Source organism: Pseudomonas veronii (genome assembly GCF_001439695.1).
GTDB classification, from domain to species: Bacteria; Pseudomonadota; Gammaproteobacteria; order Pseudomonadales; family Pseudomonadaceae; genus Aquipseudomonas; species Aquipseudomonas veronii.
Map to the genome: position 1 here is coordinate 96,163 of NZ_JYLL01000005.1, position 12,818 is coordinate 108,980.

Consider the following 12,818-nt stretch of genomic DNA (forward strand, 5'->3'; position numbering starts at 1 on the left):
AACGCTCTATAGGTAGGCGGCGTGGGCCGCTTCAAGGCTGCCCTGGGCACGCAGGATCAACTCGCAGAACTCGCGGGCGGCGCCTTCGCCGCCACGGGCCGTGGTGATGCCGTGGGCATGCTCGCGAACAAATGCCGCCGCATTGGCGACAGCCATGCCCAGGCCCACCCGGCGGATCACCGGCAGGTCGGGCAGGTCGTCGCCCAGGTAGGCAACCTGCTCATAGCTTAGGTTCAGTTGGCCAAGAAGCTCGTCCAGAACGACTAGTTTATCCTCCCTGCCTTGATACAGGTGAGGAATCCCCAGGTTTTGTGCGCGGCGTTCCACAACCGGGGTTTTCCGACCGCTGATAATCGCGGTTTGCACGCCCGCCGCCATGAGCATCTTGATGCCCTGGCCGTCGAGGGTGTTGAACGACTTGAATTCGCTGCCGTCCTCGAGGAAGTACAGGCGGCCATCGGTCAGCACGCCGTCAACGTCGAAAATCGCCAATTTGATGTGCTTGCCGCGTTGCAACAGGTCGCTGGTCATTTACATCACTCCCGCACGCAGCAAGTCGTGCATGTTCAGGGCGCCGATCGGGCGGTCATTGCCATCGACCACCACCAGCGCGCCGATCTTATGGTCTTCCATGATCTTCAGGGCTTCGGCCGCCAGCATTTCTGCGCGTGCGGTCTTGCCGTGGGGAGTCATCACCGCATCAATGGTGGCGGTGTGGATATCGATAGTGCGGTCCAGGGTGCGGCGCAGGTCACCGTCGGTGAATACGCCGGCCAGGCGTCCGTCGGCTTCCAGGATCACGGTCATGCCCAGGCCCTTGCGGGTCATCTCCATGAGTGCGTCCTTCAGCAGGGTGCCGCGCTGTACGTGGGGCAGTTCATCGCCGGAATGCATGACGTTTTCCACTTTCAGCAGCAGGCGTCGGCCCAGTGCGCCGCCCGGATGGGAAAACGCGAAGTCTTCCGCCGTAAACCCACGTGCTTCCAGCAGCGCCACGGCCAGGGCATCGCCCATGACCAGCGCGGCGGTGGTGGAAGAGGTTGGCGCCAGGTTCAGCGGGCAGGCCTCAGCGGTCACATGAACATTCAGGTTCACTTCGGCGGCCTTGGCCAGCGTCGACTCCGGGTTGCCGGTGATGCTGATCATCTGGATGCCCAGGCGTTTGATCAACGGCAGCAAGGTCACGATTTCGTTGGTGGTGCCGGAGTTGGACAGTGCAAGGATGATGTCATCCTTGGTGATCATGCCCATGTCGCCGTGGCTGGCTTCGGCCGGGTGGACGAAAAACGCCGTGGTCCCGGTGCTTGCCAGGGTGGCGGCGATCTTGTTGCCGACGTGACCGGACTTGCCCATGCCGACCACGACAACGCGGCCTTTGCTGGCCAGAATCATCTCGCAGGCGCGTACGAAATCCACGTCGATATGGGCCAGCAAGCCTTCTACGGCTTCAAGCTCGAGGCGGATGGTGCGTTGTGCGGATTGGATAAGATCGCTGGATTGGCTCATGTCTGAAATCGTATAGCCTGACGAAAAGTCGGCGATTATAGCGGTAATGATCAATTCCCTCACGCAAGTTCGTCAGCCTTTAGTCGTCAGGCGCTTCAGATTCATTCCTCGGTAACATAGTCGGCAACTATTTTTCCCTGTCTCCAATCTGAACAAGCGCTGTTCCGGCCTTGGGGGCTCCGCACCAGCAGTGATATAGTTCGCCGCCAGTTCGGTCCGCCCAGCCCATGTGGCTAACTGTTGTTGCGCAACCGTTGCAAACGTTTGTCGCCAACGTGGTGTCTGAGTGAGAGGCTGCATCCCAAGGAGTTTAGATGAGTGCCGATAACGCCTACGCGGTCGAGCTGAAGGGCCTTACCTTCAAGCGCGGGACGCGCAGCATCTTCAATAACGTCGATATTCGCATTCCCCGCGGTAAGGTCACGGGCATCATGGGGCCTTCCGGTTGCGGCAAGACCACCCTGTTGCGCTTGATGGGCATGCAATTGCGCCCCAGTGCCGGTGAAGTGTGGGTCAACGGCCAGAACCTGCCGACGTTGTCGCGCAGCGATCTGTTCGATGCGCGCAAGCACATGGGGGTGCTGTTCCAGAGCGGTGCGTTGTTCACCGACCTCGATGTGTTCGAGAACGTAGCGTTTCCGCTGCGGGTACATACCCAACTGTCCGACGAGATGATTCGTGACATTGTGTTGCTGAAGCTGCAGGCCGTGGGCCTTCGCGGCGCCATCGACCTGATGCCGGATGAACTGTCCGGCGGCATGAAGCGTCGTGTCGCCCTGGCGCGTGCCATTGCCCTCGATCCGCAGATTCTCATGTATGACGAACCCTTCGTGGGCCAGGACCCGATCGCCATGGGTGTGCTGGTGCGCCTGATCCGCCTGCTCAACGATGCGTTGGGGATCACCAGTATCGTGGTCTCCCACGACCTGGCCGAAACCGCGAGCATCGCCGACTACCTCTATGTAGTCGGTGATGGCCAGGTGCTGGGGCAGGGTACGCCGGAAGAACTGATGAACGCCGACAACCCGCGCATTCGCCAATTCATGACCGGCGATCCCGATGGCCCGGTGCCTTTTCATTTTCCGGCAGCGGACTACCGCTCAGATCTTCTGGGGAAGCGCTGATGCGCAAGACATCTCTTATCGAAAAGGTGCGCCTTTTCGGGCGTTCCGGCATCGACATCATCGAAGTGCTCGGACGTTCGACGATATTCCTGTTTCACGCCTTGCTCGGCCGTGGCGGCATTGGCGGCAGCTTCGGCCTGCTGATCAAGCAACTGCACTCCGTTGGTGTGATGTCCCTGGTGATCATCGTGGTTTCCGGGGTTTTCATCGGCATGGTGCTGGCGTTGCAGGGCTTCAATATCCTGTCCAGCTACGGCTCGGAGCAGGCGGTGGGGCAGATGGTCGCCCTGACGCTGTTGCGTGAACTCGGCCCGGTCGTCACGGCCCTGTTGTTCGCCGGGCGTGCCGGTTCCGCGCTGACCGCCGAAATCGGCAACATGAAGTCCACCGAGCAGTTGTCCAGCCTCGAGATGATCGGCGTGGACCCGCTCAAGTACATTGTTGCCCCGCGCCTGTGGGCCGGCTTCATTTCCCTGCCGCTGCTGGCGATGATCTTCAGCGTGGTGGGTATCTGGGGCGGTTCGTGGGTGGCGGTGGACTGGCTGGGGGTCTATGAAGGCTCCTACTGGTCCAACATGCAAAACAGCGTGAACTTCAGCGGCGATGTGTTCAATGGCATCATTAAGAGCATTGTCTTCGCCTTTGTCGTGACCTGGATCGCCGTATTCCAAGGCTATGACTGTGAGCCCACTTCAGAAGGGATCAGTCGCGCCACCACCAAGACCGTTGTGTACGCCTCGCTGGCGGTACTGGGCCTTGACTTTATTTTGACCGCCTTGATGTTTGGAGATTTCTGATGCAAAACCGCACTGTGGAAATCGGTGTCGGCCTTTTCTTGCTGGCTGGCATCCTGGCTTTACTGTTGCTGGCCCTGCGAGTCAGCGGCCTTTCGGCCAGCCCCACCGCCGATACCTATAAACTTTACGCGTACTTCGACAATATCGCGGGTTTGACTGTCAGAGCTAAAGTGACCATGGCCGGTGTAACCATCGGCAAGGTCACGGCGATCGATCTGGACCGCGACAGCTTCACCGGGCGTGTGACGATGCAACTGGACAAGAAGGTCGATAATCTGCCGACTGACTCCACGGCATCGATCCTCACCGCAGGTTTGCTGGGCGAGAAATACATCGGTATCAGCGTAGGCGGGGAAACCGCTCTGCTCAAGGATGGTTCGACCATCCACGACACGCAGTCGTCGCTGGTGCTTGAGGACCTGATCGGTAAATTCCTGCTCAATACGGTCAATAAAGACGCTAAATGAGGAATCTGTTCATGATCTCTACCTTGCGACGTGGTCTGCTGGTACTGCTTGCAGCACTGCCGTTGATGGCCAACGCGGCAGGTTCTGCGCACGAACTGGTGCAGGACACGACCAGCAGAATGCTGGCTGACCTGAAGGCCAATAAAGAACAGTACAAGCAAGACCCTACCAAGTTCTACGACTCGCTCAACACCATTGTCGGCCCGGTCGTGGATGCCGAAGGCATTTCGCGCAGCATCATGACGGTGAAGTATTCGCGCAAGGCGACACCTGCGCAGATGCAGACATTCCAGGAAAACTTCAAGAAGGGCCTGTTTCAGTTCTACGGCAACGCCCTGCTCGAGTACAACAACCAGGGGATCACTGTCGACCCTGCCAAGGATGAGTCGGGCGATCGCACCAGCGTCGGCATGACCGTCAAGGGCAGCAACGGCGCCATCTATCCAGTGCAATACACTCTGGAGAAGGTCAGCGGTGAGTGGAAGCTGCGTAACGTGATCATCAACGGCATCAACATCGGCAAACTGTTCCGTGATCAGTTCGCCGACGCGATGCAGCGCAATGGCAACGACCTCGACAAGACCATCAATGGTTGGGCCGGTGAAGTGGCCAAGGCCAAGGAAGAGACCGATAAAGCCGCCGGGAAGCCCGCGCAATGACCGAGGCGGCTGTTCGTATCGGCGATGCCGGCGAGTTGTTCCTCAGCGGCGTGCTGGATTACCGCACCGGGCCCGACCTGCGCAAGCAGGGGCAGGCGCTGATCCAGGCGAGCACCGCACCGTCGCTGGTGCTCGATTGCTCGGCGGTGACCAAGTCCAGCAGCGTCGGCTTGTCGTTGCTGCTGTGCTTCATGCGCGACGCCGAGGCGGCCAAAAAGCCGGTGAGCATTCGTGCGTTGCCCGACGACATGCGTGAAATTGCCGACGTTTCCGGTCTGACCGAGCTGTTGGCGCATCCTTAATACACATATTCAAGAAAGCCCCCCGTCAGAGTCCTGCTATGCGGGGTTCGCAGGCGCGGGGCTTTTTTGTATGATGTGCGACCCGCGCGCACTGGGCGCCGATAGAGGTTGAGCATGCAGGCCCTAGAAGTTAAGAGCTTCCTTGAAGGAAAGCTGCCGGAAACGAAAGTAGAAGTTGAAGGCGAAGGCTGCAACTTCCAGCTGAATGTGATTAGCGATGAACTGGCGGCATTGAGCCCGGTCAAGCGTCAACAGCAGGTCTATGCCCATTTGAACCCGTGGATCACCGATGGCAGCATCCATGCGGTCACTATGAAATTTTTCAGCCGCGCGGCCTGGGCCGAGCGCACCTGAGCCCCCAAGGCGTCGAGATTCTTATGGATAAATTGATTATTACCGGTGGTGCCCGCCTTGATGGCGAGATCCGCATTTCCGGTGCGAAAAACTCCGCCTTGCCGATCCTGGCAGCGACCTTGCTGTGTGATGGCCCTGTGACCGTGGCCAACCTGCCGCACCTGCACGACATCACCACCATGATCGAACTGTTCGGTCGCATGGGCATTGAGCCGGTGATCGACGAAAAACTGTCGGTTGAAATCGACCCGCGCACCATCAAGACCCTGATCGCCCCGTATGAGCTGGTGAAAACCATGCGTGCGTCGATCCTGGTGCTCGGCCCGATGGTTGCCCGTTTCGGCGAAGCCGAAGTGGCCTTGCCTGGCGGTTGCGCGATCGGTTCGCGTCCGGTCGACCTGCACATCCGTGGCCTTGAAGCCATGGGCGCCACCATCGACGTCGAAGGCGGCTACATCAAGGCCAAGGCGCCGGAAGGCGGCCTGCGTGGCGCCAACTTCTTCTTTGATACCGTCAGCGTGACCGGTACCGAGAACATCATGATGGCCGCTGCCCTGGCCAACGGCCGCAGCGTCTTGCAAAACGCCGCGCGCGAGCCGGAAGTGGTCGACCTGGCCAACTTCCTGATCGCCATGGGCGCCAATATCAGCGGCGCCGGCACCGACACCATCACCGTCGAAGGTGTAAAACGCCTGCATTCGGCCACCTACAAGGTGATGCCGGACCGCATCGAGACCGGGACCTACCTGGTTGCCGCCGCCGTCACCGGTGGCCGCGTCAAGGTCAAGGACACTGATCCGACGATCCTTGAGTCCGTGCTGGAAAAACTCAAGGAAGCCGGCGCTGAAATCACCACCGGTGAAGATTGGATCGAGCTGAACATGCACGGCAAGCGGCCAAAAGCCGTCAACGTGCGGACCGCTCCGTACCCGGCGTTCCCGACCGACATGCAAGCGCAGTTCATCTCCCTGAACGCGATTGCCGAAGGCACCGGCGCAGTGATCGAGACCATCTTCGAAAACCGCTTCATGCACGTGTACGAACTGCACCGCATGGGCGCGAAGATCCAGGTCGAAGGCAACACGGCCATCGTGACCGGCATCGACAAGCTCAAGGGCGCGCCCGTCATGGCCACCGACCTGCGGGCTTCGGCCAGCCTGGTGATCTCCGCGCTGTGCGCAGAGGGCGACACCCTGATCGACCGCATCTACCACATTGACCGTGGCTACGAGTGCATCGAAGAAAAACTGCAGATGCTCGGCGCGAAGATCCGCCGCGTACCGGGCTAGTCCCCGCTGCACGGGCGCAGGGATGCGCCCGCCCGGGGTGTGCAATTGCGTATTCCGGCTGAATGTGTTTCAAATCGAGGCTGTAATGGCCTCGATCTGTGTCTGGCGCCGTTTGCGACCAGACCGCAATAGCCTGATGAAGGACTGACGTTTCCCATGTTGACCATCGCACTGTCCAAGGGCCGCATCCTTGACGACACTTTGCCGCTTCTGGCTGAAGCGGGCATCGTGCCGACCGAGAATCCGGACAAGAGCCGCAAGCTGATCATCCCTACGACCCAGGACGACGTTCGCCTGCTGATCGTGCGGGCTACCGATGTGCCGACCTATGTTGAACACGGTGCCGCCGACCTGGGTGTCGCCGGTAAAGACGTATTGATGGAATACGGCGGCCAGGGCCTGTACGAGCCGTTGGACCTGCGTATTGCCCTGTGCAAGCTGATGACCGCCGGCCGTGTCGGTGATGTCGAGCCTAAAGGTCGCCTGCGGGTGGCCACCAAGTTCGTCAATATCGCCAAGCGTTACTACGCCGAGCAAGGCCGTCAGGTCGATATCATCAAGCTGTACGGCTCGATGGAGCTGGCGCCGCTGATTGGCCTGGCCGACAAGATCATCGACGTGGTCGACACCGGCAACACCCTGCGCGCCAACGGCCTGGAGCCCCAGGATTTCATTGCTGACATCAGCTCCCGGCTGATCGTCAACAAGGCATCGATGAAGATGCAGCACGCGCGTATCCAGGCGTTGATCGACACCCTGCGCAACGCAGTGGAGTCTCGACACCGCGGTTGACTCACCCGCGTAGCCAAACGGCTGCGCCCGTCTATCCGCCTCATAGCCAGAATTCTCAGGTGCCCAAGCGGAAACGACTGCTGGGAAGGTGCGCTGACGTTCAATAACGAATCGCGCCTTACCCCAAAAGGCAAGTTATGTTAGTAGAAGATTTTTTTTCAATACCTAGCGACGCGTAGCAGCCTGCCTTTTGAGGCAAGGCTCTACGCGTTGGTACTGTGGCCGCGCCATGCCGCGTTGCGGGACTTGGTAAGGAAACAAACCCTTACCGGCGTCCCGCGCCTTGCCTGGCACGGCCACAGCACCAACGCGATTCGTTATTGAACGTCAGCGCACCTTCGGGCGCCTGAGTTTTTGCCAATCCTATGAGGCCCTCGCTATGACCACGTCCACTGCAATTGCCCGACTCAACGCTGCCGACCCGGATTTCGCCCATCATCTGGATCATCTGCTGAGTTGGGAAAGCGTGTCCGACGACTCGGTCAACCAGCGGGTGCTCGATATCATCAAGGCCGTGCGCGAGCGCGGTGACGCCGCGCTGGTGGATTTCACCCGCCAGTTCGACGGCCTGGACGTCAAGTCCATGTCAGACCTGATCCTGCCCCGCGAACGCTTGGAGCTGGCCCTGACGCGCATCACCGCGCCGCAGCGCGAAGCCCTGGAACTCGCGGCGGCGCGGGTGCGCAGCTACCACGAAAAACAGAAACAGGATTCCTGGAGCTACACCGAGGCCGACGGCACCGTATTGGGCCAGAAGGTCACGCCGCTGGACCGCGCCGGCCTGTACGTGCCGGGCGGTAAAGCCTCGTACCCGTCGTCGGTATTGATGAACGCGATTCCCGCCAAGGTGGCCGGTGTGACCGAAGTGGTCATGGTGGTGCCGACCCCACGCGGTGAGATCAACGAGCTGGTCCTCGCGGCCGCCTGCATCGCCGGTGTCGACCGCGTGTTCACCATCGGCGGCGCCCAGGCTGTCGCGGCGTTGGCCTACGGCACCGAAAGCGTGCCGATGGTCGACAAAGTGGTCGGTCCCGGCAACATCTATGTCGCCACCGCCAAGCGCCATGTATTTGGCCAGGTCGGTATCGACATGATCGCCGGTCCTTCGGAAATCCTCGTGGTGTGTGATGGCCAGACCGACCCGGACTGGATCGCCATGGACCTGTTTTCCCAGGCCGAGCACGACGAAGACGCCCAGGCGATTCTGGTCAGCCCAGATGCCGAGTTCCTCGATAAGGTCGCTGCCAGCATCAACAAGCTGCTGCCGACCATGGACCGCGCCGAGATCATCGAGAAGTCGATCAATGGCCGTGGTGCGTTGATCCTGGTGCGCGACATGGAGCAGGCCATCGAAGTGGCCAACCGCATCGCGCCGGAACACCTGGAGTTGTCCGTGGCCGACCCACAGGCCTGGCTGCCGTCGATTCGTCACGCGGGCGCGATCTTCATGGGCCGTCACACCAGCGAAGCCCTGGGCGACTACTGCGCGGGCCCCAACCACGTGTTGCCGACCTCCGGCACCGCGCGCTTCTCCTCGCCGCTGGGGGTGTACGACTTCCAGAAGCGTTCGTCGATCATCTTCTGCTCGCCACAAGGTGCTTCCGAGTTGGGCAAGACCGCTTCGGTACTGGCCCGTGGCGAATCCTTGAGCGCCCACGCCCGGAGCGCCGAATACCGCATCCTTGAAGACAATAAGGGGAACTGAGACATGAGCAAATTCTGGAGCCCCTTCGTCAAGGAGCTGGTGCCTTACGTACCCGGTGAACAGCCCAAGTTGACCAAGCTGGTCAAGCTCAACACCAACGAAAACCCCTACGGCCCGTCGCCCAAGGCGCTGGCGGCCATGCAGGTCGAGTTGAGCGACAATCTGCGCCTGTACCCGGACCCCAACAGCGACCTGCTCAAGCAGGCCGTGGCCCGCTATTACGGGATCGACGCCGGTAAAGTGTTCCTCGGCAACGGTTCCGACGAAGTCCTGGCACACATCTTCCACGCGCTGTTCCAGCACGACTCGCCGCTGCTGTTCCCGGATATCAGCTACAGCTTCTATCCGGTGTACTGCGGCCTTTACGGCATCAAATTCGACGCGGTGCCGCTGGATGAGCAGTTCCAGATCCGCGCGGCGGACTACGCCAGGCCGAACGGCGGGATCATCTTCCCCAACCCGAACGCGCCGACCGGCTGCGTGCTGGCCCTGGACGCGGTGGAGCAGATCCTCAAGGCCAGCCCGGATTCGGTGGTGGTGGTGGATGAAGCCTACGTCGACTTCGGTGGCGAAACCGCCATCAGCCTGGTGGATCGCTACCCGAACCTGCTGGTCACCCAGACCTTGTCCAAATCGCGCTCACTGGCCGGTTTGCGCGTGGGCCTGGCCGTGGGCCACCCGGACCTGATCGAGGCGCTGGAGCGGGTCAAGAACAGCTTCAACTCCTATCCGCTCGATCGCCTGGCGATTGTCGGCGCAGCGGCGGCGTTCGACGACCGCGAGTACTTCGAGAAGACATGTCGGTGGGTGATCGACAGCCGCAACAAGGTCGTCGCGCAATTGGAAGGCAAGGGCTTTGAAGTGTTGCCATCGGCTGCGAACTTCATCTTCGCCCGCCACCCACGGCACGACGCCGCCGGCCTGGCGGCCAAGTTGCGTGAGCAGGGCGTGATCGTGCGGCACTTCAAGCAGGCGCGGATTGATCAGTTCCTGCGGATCAGCATCGGTACGGCGGAGCAGAACCAGGCGCTGATCGATGGCCTAGGCGAGCTCTAAGTCACACTGAAGATCTAACAATGTGGGAGGGGGCTTGCCCCCCGATAGCGGCAGATCAGTCGATTAGATGTCGACTGGCACTCCGTCATCGGGGGCAAGCCCCCTCCCACATTCAGTTTTGCAGTGCTGGTTAGATCAACGGCTCATCCGGCTTCTTGTGCTTCCAGCCATCATTGCCCGGCAGCAGCAGGTTCAAGCCAATCGCTACCACCGCACACAGGGCGATGCCCTTCAGGCCGAAATCGTCCGGACCGGTGCCGGTGCCGATCAGCACACCGCCAATCCCGAACACCAACGTCACCGACACAATCACCAGATTGCGGGCTTCGCCCAGGTCGATCTTGTGGCGGATCAGCGTGTTCATGCCCACAGCGGCGATCGAGCCGAACAGCAGGCACAGAATCCCGCCCATCACCGGCACTGGAATGCTCTGCAGCAGTGCGCCGAACTTGCCGATAAACGCCAGGCTGATGGCAAAGATTGCCGCCCAGGTCATGATCTTCGGGTTGTAGTTCTTGGTCAGCATCACTGCGCCGGTCACTTCGGCGTAGGTGGTGTTCGGCGGGCCGCCAAACAGGCCGGCGGCCGTGGTGGCAATCCCGTCACCCAGCAGGGTGCGGTGCAGGCCGGGCTTCTTCAGGTAGTCGCGACCAGTCACGCTGCCCACTGCAATCACACCGCCGATATGCTCGATCGCCGGGGCCAGGGCCACCGGGACGATAAACAGAATCGCCTGCCAGTTGAATTCCGGCGCGGTGAAGTGAGGCAGGGCGAACCACGGTGCGGCGGCAATTTTGGCCGTATCGACCACGCCGAAGTAGAACGCCATGGCAAAGCCCACCAGCACGCCGGAGATGATCGGCACCAGGCGGAAAATGCCCTTGCCGAACACGGCCACGATCAGGGTGGTCAGCAGCGCCGGCATCGAGATCAGCATCGCCGTCTGGTAATGGATCAGCTCGGCGCCATCGCCGGATTTACCCATCGCCATGTTGGCGGCAATCGGCGCCATGGCCAGGCCGATGGAAATGATCACCGGCCCGATCACCACCGGCGGCAGCAGCCGGTCGATGAAACCGGTGCCCTTGATCTTCACCGCCAACCCCATGAAGGTATAAACGAAACCGGCCGCCATCACCCCGCCCATGGTCGCCGCCAGGCCGAACTGGCCCTTGGCGAGAATGATCGGGGTGATAAAGGCAAAGCTCGACGCCAGAAACACCGGCACCTGCCGCCCGGTCACCAGCTGGAACAGCAGCGTGCCCAGGCCGGCGGTGAACAAGGCGACGTTTGGATCAAGACCTGTGATCAGCGGCATCAACACCAACGCGCCAAATGCCACAAAGAGCATTTGTGCGCCAGACAGGATCTGGCGCCAAAGCGGGTCGTTGAATTCATCCTGCATGTTCACGCGTCCTTCTGCTTGGTACCGAAGATCTTGTCACCGGCGTCGCCCAGGCCTGGGATGATGTAGCCGTTTTCATTCAGGCGCTCATCGATGGACGCGGTGTAGATCTGCACGTCCGGGTGGGCCTTCTCGACGGCGGCGATGCCTTCGGGCGCGGCGACCAGCACCATGGCGCGGATGTCCTTGCAACCGGCCCTCTTCAGCAGGTCGATGGTGGCAACCATGGAACTGCCGGTGGCGAGCATCGGGTCGATGATCATCGCCAGACGCTCGTTGATTTCCGGTACGAGTTTTTCCAGGTAGGTGTGGGCCTGCAGCGTCTCTTCATTGCGAGCCACGCCCACGGCGCTGACCTTGGCGCCGGGGATCAGGCTGAGGACGCCTTCGAGCATGCCGATGCCGGCGCGCAGGATCGGCACCACGGTGATTTTCTTGCCGGCGATCTTCTCGACCTGGACGGGGCCGGCCCAACCGGGGATCTCGTAGCTTTCCAGGGGCAGGTCTTTGGTGGCTTCGTAGGTGAGCAACGCTCCGACTTCCTGAGCGAGCTCACGGAAGTTCTTCGTGCTAATGTCGGCGCGGCGCATAAGGCCGAGCTTGTGTCGGATCAGCGGATGGCGGATCTCGCGAGTGGGCATGGGAAAGGCTCCGGCGGCGGGCAAAAAAACCGGCCTAGATTAATCTATCCGAGGGTGTTGTCCTATAGACATCTAGCACGTTAGTCCATTAAGGCTTGAACGTTGCGCCTCACATGCGTACCTTTGCCCGCTTTTCTTGCCACAGCACCCCCTGGAGAGCGCCATGTCCGCTGATCTCGAGCATATCCGTCAAATCATGCGCGAGGCTGACTGCCTGTACACCGAAGCGCAAGTCGAAGAGGCGATCGCCAAGGTCGGCGCACAGATCACCCGCGAAATGGCCGACACCAACCCGGTGGTCTTCTGCGTGATGAACGGTGGTCTGATCTTCGCCGGCAAATTGCTGACCCATCTGCACTTCCCGCTGGAAGCGTCCTACCTGCATGCCACGCGTTATCGCAACGAAACCAGCGGCGGCGACCTGTTCTGGAAAGCCAAGCCGGAAGTCTCGTTCATCGACCGCGACGTGCTGATCATCGACGACATCCTCGATGAAGGGCACACCCTGGGCGCGATCATCGACTTCTGCAAACACGCCGGCGCGCGCAAAGTCCATACCGCCGTGCTGATCGACAAAGACCACGACCGCAAGGCGCGCCCGGAAATGAAGGCCGATTTCGTCGGCCTGCCGTGCATCGACCGCTACATCTTCGGTTACGGCATGGACTACAAAGGTTACTGGCGCAACGCCAATGGGATTTACGCCGTTAAAGGGATGTAA

Annotated in this window: 15 protein-coding genes; 11 read left to right on the forward strand and 4 right to left on the reverse strand. The window is 60.8% G+C overall.

What is annotated here, in order from left to right:
- Nucleotides 1–6: 6 nt before the first annotated feature.
- Together TU80_RS08375 and TU80_RS08380 are read right to left on the reverse strand one after the other, a co-directional pair.
- Nucleotides 7–531 (reverse strand): KdsC family phosphatase, encoded by a 525-nt coding sequence (locus tag TU80_RS08375; RefSeq protein ID WP_017845978.1) that lies wholly within the window; start codon nucleotides 529–531, stop codon nucleotides 7–9.
- Entirely contained in the window at nucleotides 532–1,506 is a 975-nt protein-coding gene (locus TU80_RS08380; RefSeq protein ID WP_017845977.1) for a KpsF/GutQ family sugar-phosphate isomerase, read from the reverse strand.
- 314 nt (nucleotides 1,507–1,820) lie between these two features.
- Here TU80_RS08380 and TU80_RS08385 point away from each other — a divergent pair, with 314 nt between their 5' ends.
- From TU80_RS08385 to hisC, 10 genes are all read left to right on the forward strand, one after another.
- A complete protein-coding gene (locus TU80_RS08385; protein ID WP_003171811.1) occupies nucleotides 1,821–2,630 on the forward strand; it encodes an ATP-binding cassette domain-containing protein in 810 nt (269 codons plus the stop codon).
- On the forward strand, nucleotides 2,630–3,427 hold the full coding sequence (gene mlaE, locus TU80_RS08390; RefSeq protein WP_017845976.1) for a lipid asymmetry maintenance ABC transporter permease subunit MlaE: 798 nt from the start codon (nucleotides 2,630–2,632) through the stop codon (nucleotides 3,425–3,427). The genes TU80_RS08385 and mlaE overlap by 1 nt, the downstream gene beginning before the upstream one ends.
- Nucleotides 3,427–3,894 carry an outer membrane lipid asymmetry maintenance protein MlaD gene (gene mlaD, locus TU80_RS08395; RefSeq protein WP_017845975.1) on the forward strand — a complete coding sequence of 156 codons (468 nt, stop codon included), beginning with the start codon at nucleotides 3,427–3,429 and terminating at the stop codon, nucleotides 3,892–3,894. Before mlaE ends, mlaD begins: the two co-directional genes overlap by 1 nt.
- Before the next feature lie 11 nt (nucleotides 3,895–3,905).
- On the forward strand, nucleotides 3,906–4,553 hold the full coding sequence (locus TU80_RS08400) for an MlaC/ttg2D family ABC transporter substrate-binding protein (protein WP_046384674.1): 648 nt from the start codon (nucleotides 3,906–3,908) through the stop codon (nucleotides 4,551–4,553).
- Nucleotides 4,550–4,855 (forward strand): STAS domain-containing protein, encoded by a 306-nt coding sequence (locus tag TU80_RS08405; RefSeq protein ID WP_017845973.1) that lies wholly within the window; start codon nucleotides 4,550–4,552, stop codon nucleotides 4,853–4,855. Before TU80_RS08400 ends, TU80_RS08405 begins: the two co-directional genes overlap by 4 nt.
- Before the next feature lie 114 nt (nucleotides 4,856–4,969).
- The gene (locus TU80_RS08410) at nucleotides 4,970–5,209 is read left to right on the forward strand and encodes a BolA family protein (protein WP_057004258.1); all 240 of its coding nucleotides are present in this window, start codon (nucleotides 4,970–4,972) and stop codon (nucleotides 5,207–5,209) included.
- 23 nt (nucleotides 5,210–5,232) lie between these two features.
- On the forward strand, nucleotides 5,233–6,498 hold the full coding sequence (gene murA / locus TU80_RS08415) for a UDP-N-acetylglucosamine 1-carboxyvinyltransferase (protein WP_017845971.1): 1,266 nt from the start codon (nucleotides 5,233–5,235) through the stop codon (nucleotides 6,496–6,498).
- Between the two features lie 156 nt (nucleotides 6,499–6,654).
- Nucleotides 6,655–7,290, forward strand: a complete 636-nt coding sequence (gene hisG, locus TU80_RS08420; protein WP_017845970.1) for an ATP phosphoribosyltransferase — start codon at nucleotides 6,655–6,657, stop codon at nucleotides 7,288–7,290.
- Nucleotides 7,291–7,669: 379 nt separating this feature from the next.
- Nucleotides 7,670–8,995 (forward strand): histidinol dehydrogenase, encoded by a 1,326-nt coding sequence (gene hisD, locus TU80_RS08425; protein ID WP_017845969.1) that lies wholly within the window; start codon nucleotides 7,670–7,672, stop codon nucleotides 8,993–8,995.
- A 3-nt stretch (nucleotides 8,996–8,998) separates the two neighbouring features.
- On the forward strand, nucleotides 8,999–10,051 hold the full coding sequence (hisC, locus tag TU80_RS08430) for a histidinol-phosphate transaminase (RefSeq protein ID WP_057004259.1): 1,053 nt from the start codon (nucleotides 8,999–9,001) through the stop codon (nucleotides 10,049–10,051).
- A gap of 130 nt (nucleotides 10,052–10,181) precedes the next feature.
- Here the strand turns inward: hisC and TU80_RS08435 are convergent, their stop codons facing one another.
- Nucleotides 10,182–11,456, reverse strand: coding sequence for a uracil-xanthine permease family protein (locus TU80_RS08435; protein ID WP_017845967.1), 1,275 nt, complete (start codon nucleotides 11,454–11,456; stop codon nucleotides 10,182–10,184).
- Nucleotides 11,457–11,458: 2 nt separating this feature from the next.
- Nucleotides 11,459–12,097 carry a uracil phosphoribosyltransferase gene (gene upp, locus TU80_RS08440; protein WP_017845966.1) on the reverse strand — a complete coding sequence of 213 codons (639 nt, stop codon included), beginning with the start codon at nucleotides 12,095–12,097 and terminating at the stop codon, nucleotides 11,459–11,461.
- A gap of 163 nt (nucleotides 12,098–12,260) precedes the next feature.
- Between upp and TU80_RS08445 the strand changes: the two genes are divergently transcribed.
- A complete protein-coding gene (locus TU80_RS08445) occupies nucleotides 12,261–12,818 on the forward strand; it encodes a hypoxanthine-guanine phosphoribosyltransferase (protein WP_010567709.1) in 558 nt (185 codons plus the stop codon).

What these genes read in the sequence shown, in the direction of transcription:
- TU80_RS08375 (WP_017845978.1), bottom strand. Translation starts at nt 531, where the DNA reads ATGACCAGCGACCTGTTGCAACGCGGCAAGCACATCAAATTGGCGATT.
- TU80_RS08380 (WP_017845977.1), bottom strand. Translation starts at nt 1,506, where the DNA reads ATGAGCCAATCCAGCGATCTTATCCAATCCGCACAACGCACCATCCGC.
- TU80_RS08385 (WP_003171811.1), top strand. Translation starts at nt 1,821, where the DNA reads ATGAGTGCCGATAACGCCTACGCGGTCGAGCTGAAGGGCCTTACCTTC.
- mlaE (WP_017845976.1), top strand. Translation starts at nt 2,630, where the DNA reads ATGCGCAAGACATCTCTTATCGAAAAGGTGCGCCTTTTCGGGCGTTCC.
- mlaD (WP_017845975.1), top strand. Translation starts at nt 3,427, where the DNA reads ATGCAAAACCGCACTGTGGAAATCGGTGTCGGCCTTTTCTTGCTGGCT.
- TU80_RS08400 (WP_046384674.1), top strand. Translation starts at nt 3,906, where the DNA reads ATGATCTCTACCTTGCGACGTGGTCTGCTGGTACTGCTTGCAGCACTG.
- TU80_RS08405 (WP_017845973.1), top strand. Translation starts at nt 4,550, where the DNA reads ATGACCGAGGCGGCTGTTCGTATCGGCGATGCCGGCGAGTTGTTCCTC.
- TU80_RS08410 (WP_057004258.1), top strand. Translation starts at nt 4,970, where the DNA reads ATGCAGGCCCTAGAAGTTAAGAGCTTCCTTGAAGGAAAGCTGCCGGAA.
- murA (WP_017845971.1), top strand. Translation starts at nt 5,233, where the DNA reads ATGGATAAATTGATTATTACCGGTGGTGCCCGCCTTGATGGCGAGATC.
- hisG (WP_017845970.1), top strand. Translation starts at nt 6,655, where the DNA reads ATGTTGACCATCGCACTGTCCAAGGGCCGCATCCTTGACGACACTTTG.
- hisD (WP_017845969.1), top strand. Translation starts at nt 7,670, where the DNA reads ATGACCACGTCCACTGCAATTGCCCGACTCAACGCTGCCGACCCGGAT.
- hisC (WP_057004259.1), top strand. Translation starts at nt 8,999, where the DNA reads ATGAGCAAATTCTGGAGCCCCTTCGTCAAGGAGCTGGTGCCTTACGTA.
- TU80_RS08435 (WP_017845967.1), bottom strand. Translation starts at nt 11,456, where the DNA reads ATGCAGGATGAATTCAACGACCCGCTTTGGCGCCAGATCCTGTCTGGC.
- upp (WP_017845966.1), bottom strand. Translation starts at nt 12,097, where the DNA reads ATGCCCACTCGCGAGATCCGCCATCCGCTGATCCGACACAAGCTCGGC.
- TU80_RS08445 (WP_010567709.1), top strand. Translation starts at nt 12,261, where the DNA reads ATGTCCGCTGATCTCGAGCATATCCGTCAAATCATGCGCGAGGCTGAC.